The organism is Nitrincola tibetensis (assembly GCF_003284585.1).
Lineage (GTDB): Bacteria > Pseudomonadota > Gammaproteobacteria > Pseudomonadales > Balneatricaceae > Nitrincola > Nitrincola tibetensis.
Genome location: NZ_QKRX01000015.1, coordinates 47,004 through 64,705, shown reverse-complemented (window position 1 = coordinate 64,705; position 17,702 = coordinate 47,004). Strand labels below are relative to the sequence as shown.

The window sequence follows — 17,702 nt, the reverse complement described above, 5'->3', positions numbered from 1 at the left end:
ACTCAGCCCATCTGGCTGAGTGCGGCTTCTTTCTCTTCATATTCTTCTAAGCGTTCCATCCAGCTTTCTTCGGTTTCACTGAGCTCTTTTTGCAGATACCTTTGTGCTTCTAAGTGCTGTGTGAGCTCGGCTTTACGCGGTGCGCTGTACAAGTCTGTTTCGCTCAGCTTTTCTTCGAGTTCTTTCAGTTTCAGTTCAAGCGTTGCAATTTTGCGCTCATCTTGCTCAATAAGTTGTTTTAAGGGACGCAGAGCCGCTCTTTGCTCGGCTTGTTGACGTTTAATTTCTTTACGTTCAGCGGCCGTGAGTGACCGATTGTTTGATGCATCGGTGTCCTCTGTTTTGCTTTCATCACTTTTATCCTGGCGCCGACGCTGTGTGAGCCACGTTTGGTAATCGTCTAGATCTCCTTTAAACTCTGATACCTGACCATCGGCAACCAATAAGAAACGATCAACGGTATTGCGTAATAAGTGTCGATCATGAGAAACCAGAATTAACGAGCCCTCAAACGATTGCAGTGCGAGGGTTAGGGCGTAGCAGACTTCAAGATCCAAGTGGTTGGTCGGCTCATCCATGAGGAGAAGGTTCGGTTTTTGCCATGCAATTAACGATAAGGCCACTCGTGCTTTTTCGCCGCCTGAAAAACGCTTAATTTCAGTTAACGCATCATCACCAAAGAAACCAAAGCTCCCTAAAAAATTCCGAATCTCTTGGTCGGTGGCTTGAGGGCTTAGGCGTTGCAGGTGAAGAAAGGGGGATGCGTCGAGATCCAATGCTTCGAGCTGGTGTTGTGCGAAGTATCCGATTTTTAAATGTTCCCCTGTCGATTTTTCGCCCGACATGAGGGATAAATCACCGACTAAGGTTTTAATAAAGGTCGACTTGCCCGCCCCATTGGGGCCAAGCAGTCCGATACGCTCTCCTGGGGTGAGAGATAAAGACACCTTCTGTAGAACAGCCGATTCGGCGTAACCCAAATTGGCTTCATATAGGGTGAGCAGTGGAGAAGAAATTTTATCGCTGCATTGAAAGCTGAAGCTGAATGGGCTGTCGATATGTGCAGGGGCAATTTGCTCCATACGCTCAAGCTCTTTAAGACGGCTTTGCGCTTGCTTAGCTTTACTGGCTTTGGCGCGAAAGCGTCGAACAAAGCTCTCAATCTGCTCTATACGTTCTTGTTGTTTTTCAAACGCCGCTTGTTGCTGTGATAAGCGTTCAGCTAAGGCGCGCTCAAAGGCCGTGTAGTTGCCTTTATAAAGCGTTAATTTTTTGGCCGACATATGCACGATGTGGCCAACAACATTGTCCAGAAAGTCTCGGTCATGTGAGATCAACAAGAGGGTGCCGGGGTAGCTTTTCAGCCATTGCTCTAACCAAAGCGTTGCGTCTAAGTCCAAGTGGTTGGTTGGCTCGTCGAGTAATAAAAGGTCTGAGCGGCACATCAAGGCGCGGGCAAGGTTGAGGCGAATTCGCCATCCCCCAGAAAATGAAGCAACAGCACGTGTGGCATCGGTGGGTTTAAACCCCAGTCCCGAGAGTAACTGATGAGCACGCGCCTCGGCACGATAGCCGTCAATGCTTTCGAGCTCGGCATGCAGCTCACCTATGCGCTGAGCGGATTCGTGATGGCTTTCGGCCTGTTGAAGTTCAGACTGAAGTTCACGAAGGCGCAGGTCACCATCCAAAAGGTAATCGATGGCGCTTTGATCTGACCCGACCACCTCCTGAGCCATATGAGATAGAGTCAGGTTACTGGGCATCAATAAGTCGCCCGCATCCGCGTGCAGTTTACCCAGCAAAAGTTGGAAGAGAGTTGACTTGCCTACTCCATTGCTGCCAATAATACCGACTTTCCAGCCGCTATGAAGTGTCAGGTTGGCTTCGTCTAGTAAGAGCTGGACACCACGTTGTATGCTAAGGTTCTGTAACTGAATCATTGTGCGGATTTACCCTGATATGATCTATAACAATCCCTTATGGGACTATGCGTTGAAGCTTTATCGTCAAGCGGGAGTTGAAGATATCTGTTTGTCTCTTCAGGCACAAGGTATTCAGGTCAACCCTGTGCTTTTTGCGTGTTGGTTGGCCCATAAGCGTAAACCCTTTCCCAAAGCCTTAAATCAAGACGTTCTTTGCTGGCAAACTGAGCTATTGGCCCCGCTGCGTGCGTTGCGCTATCGTTTTCGACAAAGCGACTGGCGCAGAGACTATCCTGAATGCTACCAAGCCTTTAAGCAAGCGGAGTTAGAAGCAGAGCGCATCGATTTGTACCATTTATGGCAATTGAGTCAGACGGACACGCAATGCTTAGCGACAGATACCTGCTTAGAGCAAATAATGCAGGACAATATAGACGCGTATATCCAATCGCTAGAGATTGAGCCTAGACCTATCAAGCAGTACACTGATGCACTCGTCAGGGAGGCTATAAAAAATAAGCCTGATGATTGAGTATCGAGTGAACTTTGTTGTTATAAAGATCACTAACTGGGTACTAATTGATTAAATGAAGATGGAATCATCTAAGGAACGTTTCATGAAAACGCTTACACTGGCCGTTGCACTTACGGGCACACTCTTGTCAGCCGCTGTCGTTCAAGCTCAGACTCTGACATCTGAAAATGAAAAATTAAGCTATGGCCTAGGGTTAATTCTAGGTGAGAATTTGCTTCAGGACTTCGATCAGTTGGATATTGATGCCTTCCGTCGGGGTGTCGAAACAGTATACAGCCAAGGTGAGCCCTTAATGACTCCTCAGGAAGTGGGAGAGGTGATGCAGGCCTACCAAGAGCAGCGCATGGAAGAGCAGCGAGCTATGTTTACTCGTTTGTCTGAAGATAATCTAAAAAAAGGCGAGGATTACCTGGCTGAGAACGGTAAGCGTTCTGGTGTTGTGACCACTGATTCTGGTTTGCAATACGAAACGATTGAGGCAGGAGAGGGCGCGTCTCCAAGTGCAGCGGACACTGTAAAAGTGCATTATCGTGGTGAGTTGATCGATGGTGCAGAGTTTGATAGTTCGTATGCGCGTGGTGAGCCTGTATCCTTCCCTTTAAATGGTGTGATTCCGGGTTGGACAGAAGGTTTGCAGTTAATGCAGCCAGGTGGAAAGGCACGCTTGGTGATTCCGGCTAAGTTGGCGTACGGTCCGGGTGGAATGGGCAATGCAATCGGCCCGAATGAAACATTGATATTTGAAGTCGAGTTGCTTGAAGTTAATCCTGAGTAACAGACGATCACACCCAGCGCAGCTGAAGTTAAGCAGCTGTGCTGGCTATCTTAAAATGTTGATGATTCCGTTGCTGCCAACCGCGATGTAAGTGGAGTCAGCATCAAACGCGACATCGTATATACCTGTGCTGACAGGGCCGTAAACATCGCGCTTCTGAATCTGCCAATGCCTAAGTTGTCTGCCATCTCTTGTATCCCACAAGAAGACACTGCCAGACGCCGTGCCTGTTAATAAGCGATCGCCATTGTCTGAGAAACGCGCTGCAAGGTGTGTCAACCGCCGTTTAAAAAAGGCCTCATTTCCACTGATAGAGCCGATTAAGCTACCATTGCGCGTGTCCCATATGACGGCTTGGCTGAGTGCTCCCGAGCTGAAGGCGAGTTGCGCATTGGGTGATAAGGCAACGCTGTCGACGATATTATCGAGTAGAATTTCGGATAGAAGGTTGCCCGTTTCCAGATCCCAAAATCTAGCCCTATAGTCATCGGCACCCGTGAGTGCAAAGCGACCATCAGCACTGAGCGCAACGCTGCGCACTCTGGCTGGGTGTCTGAGTGTTTGCCGAATACCGCCTTGTTTGACATCAAAGAAAACGGCTTGATGATTCGCAAGGCCTAAGAGTGCAAAGTCACCATTGGGTGAAACAGCTAAATCGAGAATTTCACCAGGGGCGCTCCAAAACCAAATGGGTTCCCCTGTTGAGACCTGCCATAAGACAAGATCCATAGTAGTGGCGGTCACGGCATACTCACCTTCAGGTGAGAAGCCTGCTGCAACAAGATCACTAAAGCCTTCGGCTTGATGATTCCAGTCGAAGAGTCGTTCAGCCTGGCGAATGTCCCAAAGACTGCCGCCGTGATCAGACGAGCCGACAATGGCATAACGTCCAGAGCTGGATAGGCTTGCACTCATGGCGCCTTGAGCGGTGGCATCAAACCAACGCTCAGGTCCCATTGTGCTATCGCAAGCACTTAGCAAGCTTACCAAGCTGGCAGCCAACAAGAGTCGACCGAGCTTCATGCTTCCGCTGCTTGCTCTTTGTGAGACGTGTGAAGCACCTCAATCATTTGATCTTCAATTTCAAATCGCTCTTCTAGAGCCTCACCGAGAGTGGACAGTGAATTTAGAAACTCACGTAGCTCCCCTAGCGTGGGTTCATTGAAGCCATTGTTTTGATCATTGAAGTCGAGCGCCATATCGGTTGAGCGCTGGATCAAATAAAGGAGCTTTTGGCCTTTTTCAACACTGCCATCATGGAACTCATCACCTTCACGCAGAAGTTGTTCATAGACTTCAAAATGACCTGATGATAAATAGTCGATCAGCTGTGAGCAAAAAAGACTGACGTAGTTGTTTAGGGGCTCACCCACAGTTTGGTCAGGGAGTTTGATAAAAGTGCTGATCAGCGCTTGTCTTTGTTCCAGCCAATGGTCAATAATTCGGCTGACGCCGCCCCAGCGCTCCTTGGCATTACGACATTTTTCAAGCATTTTAGTGATCTCCTGCTGACAAGAAGGTGTACTGGGTTTATTTACGTTATTATGATTCACATAATACACCTTTAAGTGAATTATCATAATACTACTGCCAGAGACAGGAAGCGACAACTGGTCAGTGAATCATGGAACAAGTAAGGATTGCGACAGACATGAATAGAGCGAGGAAAAGAGTGTATGAGATTAAAATCATTATTAGGCTTGGCGCTTATTCTGTGTCTGGGTCAGGTTCAGGCGCAAGAGTACCCCGGTTATGTTGAGCTGAAGCCGTTTACAACGAATTTTGGTCAGGTTCAGTCAGGTCCGCTGCGCTTTGTGAAAGCGGAGGTCACCTTGCAAGTTGCGGAAAATGGTTCGCGTTTGGATGTGGATAAACATCTTCCACATATTCGCAATGAATTGGTTTTCTTGTTTTTGGAGCAGGGCGAGCGAGATTTGTCGACGATTGAGTCTCAGTCGTTGTTAGCGCAAAAAGCACTGAACAGTGTACAGCGCCTTTTGATTGAAGAGACAGGGGCTCCACAAGTCAGTGATCTGTTCTTCACTAGCCTAGTGGCTCAGTAGAGCGCACTAGGATTATCTTTGGCAGCAGTCTATTAGTTGCGGGCGTGGTAATCCGCCAAGAAGGTGTCAAAGTCCACTGAGGTGTTGGCTTCAATTGAAGCTTGTTCCTGCAAAGAAGTGATGGCCTCATTGTCGAGCCGAGACTGAATGACCGCGTCGAGGGGTGTTTGGCTTAATGTCGACTTATGTTTCAGGCTGAGTTGAAACATCCAGTCGTGGTAGCTGAGTTTCGAGGCGGATAATTGCTCTAATACCTGTGCAGAGGGCGTCAAATCCGGATCTTGGACGGAGCGCCGTTGTTGTTCAACGGCATGGCTGTGATGGCTAAATCCATTGGCCTCATCCATGACGGCGGCTGTCTTAGCAATTTTATCGAGCAGTTTCTCGGCCAATCGCTCTCGCTCCACTTCCCCTTCATCGCTGAGCAAGGTTAAACCTGGAGCGCGGCCTCGGGTCACAATGCGTTGATGGTTCTGAGCGATGGTTTCACATTCCTTGGCCGATAACTCATCATTTTCACTGAGTAGGCAGGTTACGAGAAATGCATCCAAAAAGTAGGCTTGCTCTGTGCTGATCCCCATAGGAATGAGTGGATTGATGTCTGTGTTGCGCACCTCGATGTACTGAACACCTTTTGTAATGAGTGCATGTATCGGTTTTTCGCCGGACTCTGCAACACGCTTAGGGCGAATATCACTGTAATATTCATTTTCGATTTGCAAAATATTGGCATTCAGCTGTCGATACTGCCCATCGACTTTAACACCGATAGCTTCATAGGCTGCGTGAGGCGTTCGAATCGCTTCGCGCAAGGAGTCGGTGTAGCTTTGCAGGTGGTTAAAGCAAATATTCAAGCTCGACTGTGCTTTGTTCGTATAGCCAAGATCACTCATGCGTAAGGAGGTGGCATAAGGTAAATAGAGGGTGTCGTCTGTCAGGGTGTCAAGCTGGTGGGCTTTGCCCTTTAAAAAGCTTTGGCTGAGGGCAGGTGATGCGCCAAATAAATACAATAACAGCCAGCTGTGACGACGGAAATTACGAATCAGTTTAAAGTAGCTTGCCGAGCGGAAATCACTCATGCTTCCTTCAAACTGGCACATTCTTTGGTATACGGGCCATAATTGCTCAGGAAGGGAGACGTTATAATGGATCCCAGCAATGGTTTGCATCATTTTTCCGTAGCGATGCTTTAAACCAAGCCGATAGATGTGCTTCATCTTACCGATATTCGAATGACCATATTCGGCCACTGGGATCGAGTCCTCTGATGGGATATGGCAAGGCATACTGCCGCCCCAAATCACTTCATCTGCTAAAACACCGTAACTGAATCGGTGTAAGTCCTCAAGATGACGAATCATTTCCTCAGGGTTGTGGAAGACGGGCGTAATAAATTCAAGCAGTGCTTCTGAGTAGTCCGTCGTAATCTCGCTATGGGTCAGTGCGGACCCAAGTCCTTTGGGATGAGGGGTTTGCGAAAGATGCCCATACCCATCAAGACGCAGGCCTTCTTTCTCAATGCCATGTTGTAACTGTGTCAGAAGGTTGCCATGTCCGTTGCTGACAAGCTGGTGCAGATGTTGCTCAAAGGTTGCAGACAAAACTCAGCTTCCTATTCAGTCAAAAATTAGGACTGCATTATAAACCAGTCATTCTGAAATGCAGTCCTGAAATCGACCTATGTGGTATTTAATTTATGCTTTTCATCGATAAAGCAATACGCTTTCTATGGGTATCGACCTCTAAAACGCGTACTTGAACGATTTGCCCTGTTTGTACAACGCTGTGTGGGTCACTTACAAAGCGATCGGCCAATTGTGAAATATGCACAAGCCCGTCTTGATGCACACCAACATCGACGAAAGCACCAAAGGGGGTCACATTGGTAATCACGCCCTCAAGTCGCATCCCCTCTTGAAGATCTTGAAGTGTCTGGACTCGTTGATCATATTGAACGGACTGAAACTCCGGCCTTGGATCTCTGCCGGGCTTTTCGAGTTCTTTTAAAATGTCCGTGAGTGTAAACCGTGCCTTAGAAAGCTGATCAATTTGACGTTGAGTCAGTGTTCTCAGGGCTGAGGGTTGATTCAACAGTTCAGGGACAGTCATGCCGACACAGCGCGCAATTTCAGCAACAAGATCATAGGATTCCGGGTGAACCGCCGAGTTGTCTAAGGGTTCCAAGCCGTTTCGAATTCGTAAGAATCCAGCACACTGCTCGAATGCCTTTGGTCCAAGTCTTGGAACCTTTAAGAGTTGTTTTCGTTGATTAAAACGACCAGACTCATTTCGCCAAGCGACTATATTGTTTGCTAAGGTCGAATTGAGTCCTGCAACACGACTAAGTAAGGCCTCAGATGCCATGTTTAGGTCGACACCGACATAGTTAACACAGTCTTCGACCACATCATCAAGTTTACTTGCGAGGGCTTTCTGATCAATGTCATGTTGATACTGGCCCACTCCAATCGATTGAGGATCAATTTTAACCAGTTCTGCGAGAGGGTCTTGCAAACGCCGAGCAATGGAAACGGCACCGCGGATGCTAACGTCTAGATCTGGAAACTCGGCTGCGGCGAAGGCTGACGCTGAATAGACCGATGCACCTGCTTCACTGACTAATACAGCTGCAGGTGCTGATTTCCCAATAGTTGTTTGCAGTTGACTGACCAAGGCTTGCGTTTCTCGGGATGCTGTTCCATTTCCGATCGCAATAAGTTCCACATCATGCTTTTTGATCAAGCGGGTAAGCGTGTCAAGGGCCTGTGCTTCCTTATGATGCGGGGCATGAGGATAAATGGTGTCGTGTGCTAGGAGTTGGCCGGTGGCACTGACGACCGCGAGTTTTGTTCCAGTGCGAAGGCCTGGGTCTAAACCAAGTGTGGCTTTTGCGCCGGCAGGGGCCGCCAATAATAAATCTTTAAGGTTTTTAGCAAACACGTCAATGGCAACGGCGTCAGCGTTCTCACGCATTTGCTTAACCAATTCAGTTTCAAGCTGCGGTCTTAAACGTTTACTCCATGCCTCTTCAATCACTTTCTTTAACCAAGGGTGACTATTTGCATACTGAACCTTGACGGCTTGAGCCAAGGTGAAATAAGGTGCGTCTAACATGCCATCCGGTAAATTGAGCGTGTATTTCAAAACCCCTTCGTTATGTCCTCTGAGAAGTGCCAGTGCTCGATGGGATGGGATTTTCACAATGGCTTCTTCATACTCGAAGTAATCACGATATTTGCTATCTTCCTGTGCTTTACCCTTGACGACTTGAACCTTTAACACCCCTTTTTTCCAGAGCTGCAGTCGTAAGTGGCCTAGGGCATCGGCTTGTTCTGTGAGCGTTTCCAATAAAATATGCTTGGTATTCTCTAATACCCCGTCAAGCGTATCGAAGGGGGGCGTTGATGTCATGAAGGCGGGCGCAAAGTCTTTTGGGTCGTCTTGAAAGTGCTGAAGAATCGTTTGGCTGAGAGGGGCCAAACCTGCTTCACGTGCCTCTTGCGCTTTGTTGCGTCGCTTAGGACGAAAGGGAAGGTATAAGTCCTCAAGTCTCGACTTAGTGTCGGCGCTTTGCAATGCCTGTTCGAGATCACGTGTCAGTAAGCCTTGTTCGGTGATTTGCTCGATAATAACCTTACGGCGCTGATCCAAGTCACGTAAGTACAGCAGACGTTGGTGTAAGTCTCTCAGTTGGGTATCATCAAGGCCGCCTGTAGCCTCCTTGCGATAGCGGGCAATAAAGGGAATTGTCGCCCCCTGATCTAAAAGTGAGAGGGTGGCTGAGACTTGATGCTGACCAATGTCTAGCTCTTTGGCCAATTTGAGTTCAATTTGCATGAGTATCCTTAGATTGACGCAGACCTATACATGAAGTGTGAAGGACGAAAAGGGCACTTCAGATTATCGGTAAATGTAAAGTGAAAGTTCGAGTTAAACTATATAGACTAAAGTTGTGCTATTTTATAAGAATAATCTTAGCAATGTTCCATTCGCTGATCAGGGCATGACACATGAATTCATTCTATCCTGCTGATAGTACCTCACAACGACTCGGGCGTCGCTCAGTGATCGTGGTTGTTCTATTAGTCGTGTTTGCCTTGCTAATGGTTCAAACGGCGCATATCAGTCGAAGTCAAACGCTGGCTGAACTTGAACGAAAAACGGAAGCTGATCTTAACCGCTATCTTTTGAGTGTCCAGCAAAAGTTCGATCGATACAAAGATTTACCTAAACTCTTGTCCGGTTACTCGGAGTTAGCCTCTATCCTTCCACTCCCTATGAGGGAGCAAGATAGGCTTCGTATCAATTTTTATCTACAAGATGTGAACGCAACTATTGGTGCCTCTGATACCTATTTAATGAATGCCGAGGGCGAAACAGTCGCGTCAAGTAACTGGGCGCTAGATCGTTCATTTGTGGGTGGGAACTTCAGCTTTAGGCCTTATTTCATCGATGCGATGAAAGGGCAGTCTGGTCGTTACTTCGCATTAGGAACGACGTCTCAGCAGCGAGGGTATTTTTTTAGTTACCCTGTTTACGGCAGTGGACAAATTCAGGGTGTGGTCGTAGTAAAAATTGACCTTAATGATGTCGAGGATCATTGGAATGATCCAATGCAGGATATCTTGGTAACCGACAATGATGATGTGATTTTCATATCTACACGTCCCGAGTGGAAGTTCAGAACCTTACGCCCTTTAGCGGCGCATGAGCGACGTCGTGTGGTCGAAAGCTTAAGATACGGTGCACATGACTTAGATCCTTTGGATATTGTTCAGAGAGATACACTGCCTTCAGGATCTCAATTAATTACCTTGACGGATATTTTGGATAAAAACCGAGAGGATCAAGAAGTTTTGACTTCTCGGCAATATTTAAAAATGTCACGATCCATGCCAGATGCGGACTTGAATGTCACGATCTTAGCGAGTTTAAAACCCGTAGAGCAGCGTATGATCAGCGCTTTGACACATGTGGCGTTTATTTATGTCGCAACTGTGTTGTTGGTGATGGTGTTGTTGGCACGCTATCGAATTGTTCAACAGCGGGAAGACTTCCAGCTACGTGAGCATCGGGCTTTAGAAGCCTCAGAAGCTCGAATCCGTGCCATTATCGACAATACGCATGCGGGTTTAATTACTTTAGACGAACAGGGGCAGATGCGGTACCTCAACCCGACGGCTGAGAAATTATTTGGTATTAAAGCGGATGAAATCCGAGAGCACTATTTTAGCCAGTTGTTATCGGAGGCCGATAGGTCTGTCTGCTGGCGACACATTATGAATGATGCCCCTGATGCCCCTGATGAGCTGACGATCGAAGCCCAAGCTTACCATAAAGGCCGCGGCTGGTTTCCTATCGAGTTAACGATCGGTCGTATGGAAGTGGCGGGTGAGCGTCAGTTTATGTTAACGATTCACGATATTACGGAGCGTAAATTGTATGAACAAAGATTGCAGCAAGCTCGTGATGCGTTAGAGTCTCGTGTTGAAGAGCGCACATCTGATTTACGTCAAATTAACATGCGATTATTGGATGAGATGTCTCAGCATCGCCATACCCAGAATGAACTAATTCAGACCGCAAAATTGGCTGTGCTCGGACAGATGGCAGCCGGGATTAACCATGAGTTGAACCAGCCACTGACCGCCATCCGCCATTATGCCGACAATGCTAAGGCCTTCTTGGAGCGTGGTCGATTTGAAGTTGTATCCAGTAATCTGTCTGAGATTAGTGGGTTGACGGAGCGTATGGCTAAAATTATACATCCCTTAAAAGAGTTTTCGCGCAAAAGCACGGGACAGAGCGAAGTTGTCTGCTTAAAAGCCGTAAGAGATGGCGCTATGTCAGTGATGTATGGACAGCTTGAGAAAGAGGGTATTGAGGTGAATTGGCCCCCAGGCCTTGAGGAAGTATACGTAACGGCAGACAGTTTGCGGTTAGAGCAGGTGTTTGTAAACTTGTTAGCCAATGCTATTCAAGCGATGGAAGGTTATGAAAATCCGCAAATTGATGTTAGTTTAACATCGTCTCAATCCATGATAGACATAGGCTTTAGAGATTATGGGCCGGGTATCAAAGACCCGCAGCGGATTTTTGAACCCTTCTATACAACAAAAACAGCGGGGCAGGGCTTGGGGTTAGGTTTGTCTATTTCTCAGCGCATTACCGAATCCTTACAGGGAAGTCTGGTGGCTAAAAACCATGCAGAGGGCGGTGCAGTTTTTGTTATTAGTCTACCAATAGCTTCAATCCCGGGTCATATAGAGCTTCCTTCACCTTCAGAACGCGTATAGAGAAAATAACGTATGCAGCCAATGAACAGTCCTGTTTTACTTGTGGATGATGAAAAACATGTTCGCCTTGCCGCCGGTCAGACTTTGCAGTTGGAGGGGTATGATGTCTCTACCTTAAGCCGAGGAGAGGAAGCGCTGGCGCTGGTGGATGACAGTTGGCCGGGTGTTATTATTACAGATATCAACATGCCGGGCATGGATGGCTTGGCGTTGATGCGAAAAGTCCATGCGAAAGATCCGACCTTACCTGTCATTTTAATTACCGGGCATGGTGATATATCAATGGCAGTAAAAGCGATTCGAGAAGGAGCCTACGATTTTATTGAAAAACCCTTTGCATCCGAACTCCTATTGGATGTGGTTCGTAGGGCCTTGGATAAGCGTCATCTGACCCTTGAAAACCGTCAGCTAAAAATCGAATTGGAAGCGCAAAGTGCTCCAGGCCCGAGGGTAATTGGTAAGTCAGAAAAGATACAACAGCTACGACGTTTGGTGTCGGCCATTGCGGACACCTCTGCTGATATTTTAATTATGGCTGAAACTGGCTGTGGTAAAGATTTATTGGCACGTTACATCCACGAGCATAGTTCACGTCAAGAAAAGAACTTTGTGGCGATTAACTGCGGAGCGGTACCCGAAGCGCTCATTGAAAGTGAGTTATTTGGGCACGAAGCGGGGGCATTCACCGATGCACGATCTAGGAGGATTGGTAAGTTGGAGCATGCAAACGGTGGCACATTGTTTCTGGATGAAATCGAAAGCATGCCGCTCTCCTTGCAAATTAAACTGCTGAGAGTCTTGGAAGATCGACAAATAGAACGTTTAGGTTCTAATCAGGTGATTGATCTGGACTTACGCGTGATTGCTGCGAGTAAAGCTGAGCTGCGTCTACTGTGTGAGCAAGGGCAGTTCCGTGAAGACCTTTATTACCGACTGAATGTGCTGCGTGTCGATATTCCCCCTTTAAGAGAGCGGCGAGAGGATATTCCTTTGCTCTTCCATCATTTTTCACTGATAGCGTCAGCACAGTATGGTCGAGAGGTGCTGCCTTTATCAGCTGAGCGTATGCGCAGTTTGATGCTGCATGATTGGCCCGGCAATGTACGTGAGCTGCGAAATTTAGCAGAGCGCTATGTGCTCTTGGGTGAAAGTTGTACATTTGACTTTGATAATCGACCGATTACCGGAGCCCCTGTAGGGCGGGCCATGACCTTACCTGAGCAGGTGGAGTATTTCGAAAAAACCTTGATTCACACAGAACTGTCTCGTCATGCAGGTTCAATCAAAGATACGCTTGATAGCTTGGGATTGCCGCGTAAAACACTATACGACAAAATGCGTAAGTACGACCTAGACAAAAAAGATTACAAGTAATCTTAGTTGTCTAGGTTGTTGATCCTTTTATAGCTTGAAGCGAGACAGCATTTGCTCAAGCTGAGTTGCAAGGTCGGTCAACTCATGCGACACATCATTTAGGAAGCGTGCATGCTCCGAGGTCTCATCTGTGCTACTGTTGATGGCTTGGATACTTTTATCAATCTGGTTTGCTACGTCTGAGTTTGCATGGATCGCCTGAGCGACTTGATGATTCATGCTATTGATGCGCTCAATTTCGGCAGCAATCGTGGCAAACGCACGAGTTGAGTTCTCCACCTGCGTGACGCCAGAGTCTGCACTTTTCAATGAGCTTTCCATCGCTTGAACGGCTTCTCTCGCTCCAGCTTGAAGATTGGAGATGATGGTATTAATTTCTTCCGTTGACGAGTGTGTTCGACTGGCCAGCGTTCGTACTTCATCTGCCACAACCGCAAACCCTCTTCCTTGCTCGCCAGCTCTTGCGGCTTCAATGGCCGCATTAAGTGCGAGTAAATTGGTTTGCTCAGCGATTTTTCGAATAACTTCGAGGACCGTATCAACATTTTGACTTTGTTGATCCAACTGATGAATAACGCTGGTGGCCTGTTCAATATTTTGGCGCAATTGCATGATGGAATCGATGGCATCATCGGTAATGCGTCTACCGGACTCGCTTTCTTGTCTGGCAAGTTCAGAAGCGGCAACCGTTTCTTCTGCACTGGAGGCCACACTTTCTGTAGAGTTGCTCATTTGTGTAATGGCCGCCATGACTGAGGAGGTTTGTTCTTGTTGATGCATCACAGAACTGCTGGTTCGCTGGGCGATATGATTAATTCGACTGCTAGAGCTTGAGAGTCTTGAAACGGTTTCGCTAACGTGTTGCAGGCTTGCTTGTATGTTTGAAAGTAGCGCATTGGCCGCCATGGACATGCGCCCAATTTCGTCTTTTCCATCGACAGGTACTCGCAGGCTAAAATCATTACGATCTTCAATCTGATGCAGTGTTTTAGCGAAACGATTGAGAGGTGCAATTACTACTCGATTTAATACATAGCTAATCATCAAGATTCCCGCGATAAATAACGCAAGCTCAATAAGCGCAACGTTAATCATGTTGCTTCGAATGGCTTGATTCATTTGATCTAGGGAGTAGGTCACTCTAACGGCCCCCAAAACCGTATTTTCTGGATGCTGGTGACAGAGCATACAGTTGGTGCCTTTGTAATCAGGAATGGCCTTCATGGGTAGGATCACGGTCAAACGGTGACCATTGCTATCACGAGTTTCTTCAATAATACGCTCGCCCTGCATGGCGCGTCGGTCTAGATCGTCCTGAACCACGGAGTCGCTAGAACCGGGTCCATAAATGCTGTTTAAGGCATCGCTACGAAGAATTCTTGCCTCAGTGATGGATTCATTACTGAGAATTTTATCTTGTAAGGCCTTTCGATTCCCCATTGCACCGCTGAGCATCAGAATATTGATACTATCAAAGTAAGAGTCCGCCGTATCAATTGTTGTTGTCGTTGCAACCTGGCTCACGAGTGAAGATTCGCTACGATAAATAACTGTAAGTGATGTGATGAGCACAATGAAAAATACGGCTAGGAGTGATAGGTTAACTCTTGTTTTAATAGACATCTTCAACCTCAGTGCTCAACATTAAAAAGAGTACAGTCTTGTTTTAATCAGAAAGCAAGTATAACAGGCATTTTAAATAACGCACCTATTGTAAGTGTACTGATTATTAACGAAATAAATGTGTGGAAATCCGCCTATTTGTGCTTTTTGCATGGATGGTTACTCGCCGAACTCCTTGTGTGTTTATAAAATTCATATTGGTGCGGCTCGTTTAACTCTATGATAAATATAGATACGTGTGGGTTTTGTTTGGGTTGGCATGCTTCCTGCTTATAGATGTCCTATGGTAAATCGCGCAGTTATAAGCTTGGTAAACAGTAAATCTGGACTAAAGTTAATTACAACTGTGTCACCAAAATAAACATAAGTTTTGACCGTGTTAACTCAACCCCAGAGGTTAAGAAAAATGTCTGATACTGATAAGTCGCTTGATACTCTCAGCCCTGAAGAGCGAGCCAAGCTGAAAGAACTCATGGAGAAAGATGCTAAAACAGAGCGTCGGCTGGGTGGGGTTTGGAAGTGGTTAGTGGCGGCCTTAAGTGCCACTATGGTTTTGATCTATTTCTATGGTGCTGGTTTCAAAGCCTTAAGCACACAATATCACCTTGGTGTTTATGTCCTGATTACCTTTGCGTTGGTTTTTTTGCTTTACCCCGCAGGTTCACGCAGGATGGCGATTTCCTTATCGATTTTGACGGGTTTTCTGATATCGATATTGATTAACTCCTTCTTTGTTTTTGAGTCGCCTTACGCACTTTATCAGCAAGTTATGATGTTTAAAGAGACTGCAGGATATGATGGATGGGGCGTTGCCTATGCAGAAGAATTTGGTCTCTTAGGCTGGATTTTCTTATTAACCTTGCCTTTTGCCGCTCTTTTGGTACCACTGGACCAGTGGATGGCAAAGCGTTTTACCAGCACGCCCTCGGCCAGCGATATTATACTCTGTCTAATGGTAACGGCTTCGGTTTTGTACTGGATCAGCCAGTTTGAGCAATTAAACTACCGTGCAGGCGCTGAGCATGAGTTGGATTATCTCATCAGTATTGTTGGTTTGATTTTATCGCTTGAGGTTTGCCGACGTGTGTTAGGCTGGTCGATTACCTTAATCGGTATTGGTATGATCGCTTTCGGGTTATACGGTCCTTATTTGCCTGAGCTGTTTGCTCACCGTGGCTTTAGTATTGAACGTTTAGCAACCTCTTTATTCCTGACGACCAACGGTGTGTTTGGTGTAATGGCGAGTGTTCTGGCAACCTACGTTATTCTGTTTATTTTCTTTGGCGCGTTTTTGCAAAAATCAGGCGCTGGAAAATTCTTTATTGAATTACCCTTAGCCTTAGCGGGTCGTTCAGCAGGAGGCCCTGCAAAAGTAGCGGTTATGTCTTCGGCTTTATTTGGCTCAGTATCTGGTAGTGCTATTGCCAACACAGTGTCCTCTGGTGCGTTCACCATTCCTATGATGAAGCGAGCTGGGTTTAAACCGCACGTCGCTGGTGCAATTGAACCTGCTGCGTCTATTGGAGGAATGTTCCTGCCTCCAATTATGGGTGCTGGTGGTTTCTTAATGGCTGAATTGACGGGTACGCCTTATTCCACCATCATGATTTTATCGATAGGGCCTGCTTTTATCTATTTCCTATCCATCTTTATGATGGTTCACTTTGAAGCTAAAAAACATAATTTGATCGGCACCCCAGGTGAGGTTTTGCCTCATTGGAAGGACGTGTTGAAGGCAGGTTGGTACTTTGCACTGCCACTCGTCATCATTACAGTTATGTTGTTAAGTGGGCGCTCCGCGGGCAATGCTGCATTCTGGGCGACCTTGTCGTGTGTCGCTGTTAGCTGGATCAAAAAAGAGACACGCATGGGGCCGCGTGAAGTTTGGGATGCGATTCAACTTGGTGCGCGTAACACTCTAATTGTAGGGGCTACAATGGGTGTGATAGGCGTGATTGTGGGTACTATCTCATTGACAGGAATGGGCCTTAAATTCTCTGATCTCATTATTTCGATGGCTGGTGGTAACCTGTTATTGGCCTTGCTGTTAGTCGCGATCGCTTCCTTGGTATTGGGTATGGGTGTGCCTGTGACGGCTGCGTATCTGATCGTTGCTGTCCTTGCCGTACCGGCATTAGGTGACTTGGGTGTAAGCGTCATTGCGGCTCACATGATTGTGTACTGGCTCTCACAAGACTCGAACATAACGCCGCCTGTCTGTGTGGCGGCTTATGCGGGTGCTGCGATTGCGGGCTCAGATCCATGGAAGACGGGTTGGACGGCATTCAGGTTCGCAAAAATGTTGTACATCATGCCGCTTCTTTTTGCTTTCGTGCCAGCAATGCTGTTAGATGGTTCTACCACTGATATTCTGATTGCTTACACGTCAGCTGTGATGGGAACAATCGCGTTCTGTTCATTTGCCATAGGCTATGCGCGTCGTAAAACGACGTTACTTGAGTGGATTATTCTTGGAGTTGCAACCGTTGCGCTCTACTGGCCAACCCTCATATCCGATGCAATTGGTCTAGCTCTAGTTGCTGCCGTTTATTGGATGCAACGTGATGTGACTAAGCAAAATGGCGTTGAAGCACTTACTACTAAGCCTGAATAAAGGACAAGATTATGGCGTTATATAAGAAAATATTGTTCGCGACAGATTTTTCTGAAGGCTCATATAAGGCTTGTCAGCATGCGTTGGAAGTTGCACATCTCTCGGGTGCCCAACTGTATGTTTTACACGTCATCACTGAGTTGATGGATAAACGTCGTCGACGCCTACCTGCAGAAGTTGTAGAAATTTTTGCACGCGAGGTCGAGACACATGCGATTGCAGATATGAAAGATTTTTGTAAACAATACCTTTCACCTGAAAAGTTAAAGGGTATTGAGCTTGTCACCGATGTTGTTATCGGGCGTAGTGAAGAAGAGATTTTACGTGTTGCACATACTCAGTCAATGGATCTAATTGTACTGGGTACAGCTGGGCGAACGGGTATTGAAAAAGTACTCGTTGGCTCAACAGCTGAGCGTGTGATACGTGAAGCGAAGGTTCCGGTGCTTACCGTTCGGATCTGAGCAAGATGAATTGTTTTGTGAAAGCAAAACGTGATA

The 17,702-nt window shown here is 46.8% G+C and carries 13 protein-coding genes; 7 read left to right on the top strand and 6 right to left on the bottom strand.

Features of this window, described 5'->3' with window-relative positions; translation table 11 throughout:
• Positions 1-2: 2 nt before the first annotated feature.
• The gene (locus DN062_RS15995; protein ID WP_112160303.1) at positions 3-1,940 is read right to left on the bottom strand and encodes an ABC-F family ATP-binding cassette domain-containing protein; all 1,938 of its coding nucleotides are present in this window, start codon (positions 1,938-1,940) and stop codon (positions 3-5) included.
• A gap of 19 nt (positions 1,941-1,959) precedes the next feature.
• Between DN062_RS15995 and DN062_RS15990 the strand changes: the two genes are divergently transcribed.
• Positions 1,960-2,454 (top strand): TIGR02444 family protein, encoded by a 495-nt coding sequence (locus tag DN062_RS15990; RefSeq protein WP_133256771.1) that lies wholly within the window; start codon positions 1,960-1,962, stop codon positions 2,452-2,454.
• Between the two features lie 85 nt (positions 2,455-2,539).
• The gene (locus tag DN062_RS15985; RefSeq protein WP_112160301.1) at positions 2,540-3,232 is read left to right on the top strand and encodes an FKBP-type peptidyl-prolyl cis-trans isomerase; all 693 of its coding nucleotides are present in this window, start codon (positions 2,540-2,542) and stop codon (positions 3,230-3,232) included.
• A gap of 45 nt (positions 3,233-3,277) precedes the next feature.
• Here the strand turns inward: DN062_RS15985 and DN062_RS15980 are convergent, their stop codons facing one another.
• Both DN062_RS15980 and rsd read right to left on the bottom strand, forming a co-directional pair.
• Positions 3,278-4,255: a WD40 repeat domain-containing protein gene (locus DN062_RS15980; RefSeq protein WP_112160300.1), complete on the bottom strand. Its 978-nt coding sequence runs from the start codon at positions 4,253-4,255 to the stop codon at positions 3,278-3,280.
• Positions 4,252-4,725, bottom strand: a complete 474-nt coding sequence (gene rsd, locus DN062_RS15975; protein WP_112160299.1) for a sigma D regulator — start codon at positions 4,723-4,725, stop codon at positions 4,252-4,254. The genes DN062_RS15980 and rsd overlap by 4 nt, the downstream gene beginning before the upstream one ends.
• 183 nt (positions 4,726-4,908) lie before the next feature.
• On the opposite strand from rsd, the gene DN062_RS15970 reads away from it, so the two are divergent.
• The gene (locus DN062_RS15970; protein WP_112160298.1) at positions 4,909-5,295 is read left to right on the top strand and encodes a flagellar basal body-associated FliL family protein; all 387 of its coding nucleotides are present in this window, start codon (positions 4,909-4,911) and stop codon (positions 5,293-5,295) included.
• Between the two features lie 32 nt (positions 5,296-5,327).
• Here the strand turns inward: DN062_RS15970 and gshA are convergent, their stop codons facing one another.
• Positions 5,328-6,896 carry a glutamate--cysteine ligase gene (gene gshA, locus DN062_RS15965; RefSeq protein WP_112160297.1) on the bottom strand — a complete coding sequence of 523 codons (1,569 nt, stop codon included), beginning with the start codon at positions 6,894-6,896 and terminating at the stop codon, positions 5,328-5,330.
• An 88-nt stretch (positions 6,897-6,984) separates the two neighbouring features.
• Positions 6,985-9,132: a Tex family protein gene (locus DN062_RS15960; protein ID WP_112160296.1), complete on the bottom strand. Its 2,148-nt coding sequence runs from the start codon at positions 9,130-9,132 to the stop codon at positions 6,985-6,987.
• 173 nt (positions 9,133-9,305) lie between these two features.
• Here DN062_RS15960 and DN062_RS15955 point away from each other — a divergent pair, with 173 nt between their 5' ends.
• Positions 9,306-11,591: a PAS domain S-box protein gene (locus tag DN062_RS15955; RefSeq protein WP_112160295.1), complete on the top strand. Its 2,286-nt coding sequence runs from the start codon at positions 9,306-9,308 to the stop codon at positions 11,589-11,591.
• Between the two features lie 12 nt (positions 11,592-11,603).
• The gene (locus DN062_RS15950; RefSeq protein ID WP_112160294.1) at positions 11,604-12,965 is read left to right on the top strand and encodes a sigma-54-dependent transcriptional regulator; all 1,362 of its coding nucleotides are present in this window, start codon (positions 11,604-11,606) and stop codon (positions 12,963-12,965) included.
• A gap of 27 nt (positions 12,966-12,992) precedes the next feature.
• On the opposite strand, the gene DN062_RS15945 is transcribed toward DN062_RS15950, so the two are convergent.
• On the bottom strand, positions 12,993-14,588 hold the full coding sequence (locus tag DN062_RS15945) for a methyl-accepting chemotaxis protein (RefSeq protein ID WP_239995815.1): 1,596 nt from the start codon (positions 14,586-14,588) through the stop codon (positions 12,993-12,995).
• A gap of 406 nt (positions 14,589-14,994) precedes the next feature.
• On the opposite strand from DN062_RS15945, the gene DN062_RS15940 reads away from it, so the two are divergent.
• Positions 14,995-17,202: a TRAP transporter permease gene (locus DN062_RS15940; protein WP_112160292.1), complete on the top strand. Its 2,208-nt coding sequence runs from the start codon at positions 14,995-14,997 to the stop codon at positions 17,200-17,202.
• Positions 17,203-17,213: 11 nt separating this feature from the next.
• A complete protein-coding gene (locus tag DN062_RS15935) occupies positions 17,214-17,666 on the top strand; it encodes a universal stress protein (protein ID WP_112160291.1) in 453 nt (150 codons plus the stop codon).
• Positions 17,667-17,702: the final 36 nt, after the last annotated feature.

Excerpts from the sequence above, each read along its gene's own strand:
- DN062_RS15995 (WP_112160303.1), bottom strand. The coding sequence starts at position 1,940 with ATGATTCAGTTACAGAACCTTAGCATACAACGTGGTGTCCAGCTCTTA.
- DN062_RS15990 (WP_133256771.1), top strand. The coding sequence starts at position 1,960 with ATGATCTATAACAATCCCTTATGGGACTATGCGTTGAAGCTTTATCGT.
- DN062_RS15985 (WP_112160301.1), top strand. The coding sequence starts at position 2,540 with ATGAAAACGCTTACACTGGCCGTTGCACTTACGGGCACACTCTTGTCA.
- DN062_RS15980 (WP_112160300.1), bottom strand. The coding sequence starts at position 4,255 with ATGAAGCTCGGTCGACTCTTGTTGGCTGCCAGCTTGGTAAGCTTGCTA.
- rsd (WP_112160299.1), bottom strand. The coding sequence starts at position 4,725 with ATGCTTGAAAAATGTCGTAATGCCAAGGAGCGCTGGGGCGGCGTCAGC.
- DN062_RS15970 (WP_112160298.1), top strand. The coding sequence starts at position 4,909 with ATGAGATTAAAATCATTATTAGGCTTGGCGCTTATTCTGTGTCTGGGT.
- DN062_RS15960 (WP_112160296.1), bottom strand. The coding sequence starts at position 9,132 with ATGCAAATTGAACTCAAATTGGCCAAAGAGCTAGACATTGGTCAGCAT.
- DN062_RS15955 (WP_112160295.1), top strand. The coding sequence starts at position 9,306 with ATGAATTCATTCTATCCTGCTGATAGTACCTCACAACGACTCGGGCGT.
- DN062_RS15950 (WP_112160294.1), top strand. The coding sequence starts at position 11,604 with ATGCAGCCAATGAACAGTCCTGTTTTACTTGTGGATGATGAAAAACAT.
- DN062_RS15945 (WP_239995815.1), bottom strand. The coding sequence starts at position 14,588 with ATGTCTATTAAAACAAGAGTTAACCTATCACTCCTAGCCGTATTTTTC.
- DN062_RS15940 (WP_112160292.1), top strand. The coding sequence starts at position 14,995 with ATGTCTGATACTGATAAGTCGCTTGATACTCTCAGCCCTGAAGAGCGA.
- DN062_RS15935 (WP_112160291.1), top strand. The coding sequence starts at position 17,214 with ATGGCGTTATATAAGAAAATATTGTTCGCGACAGATTTTTCTGAAGGC.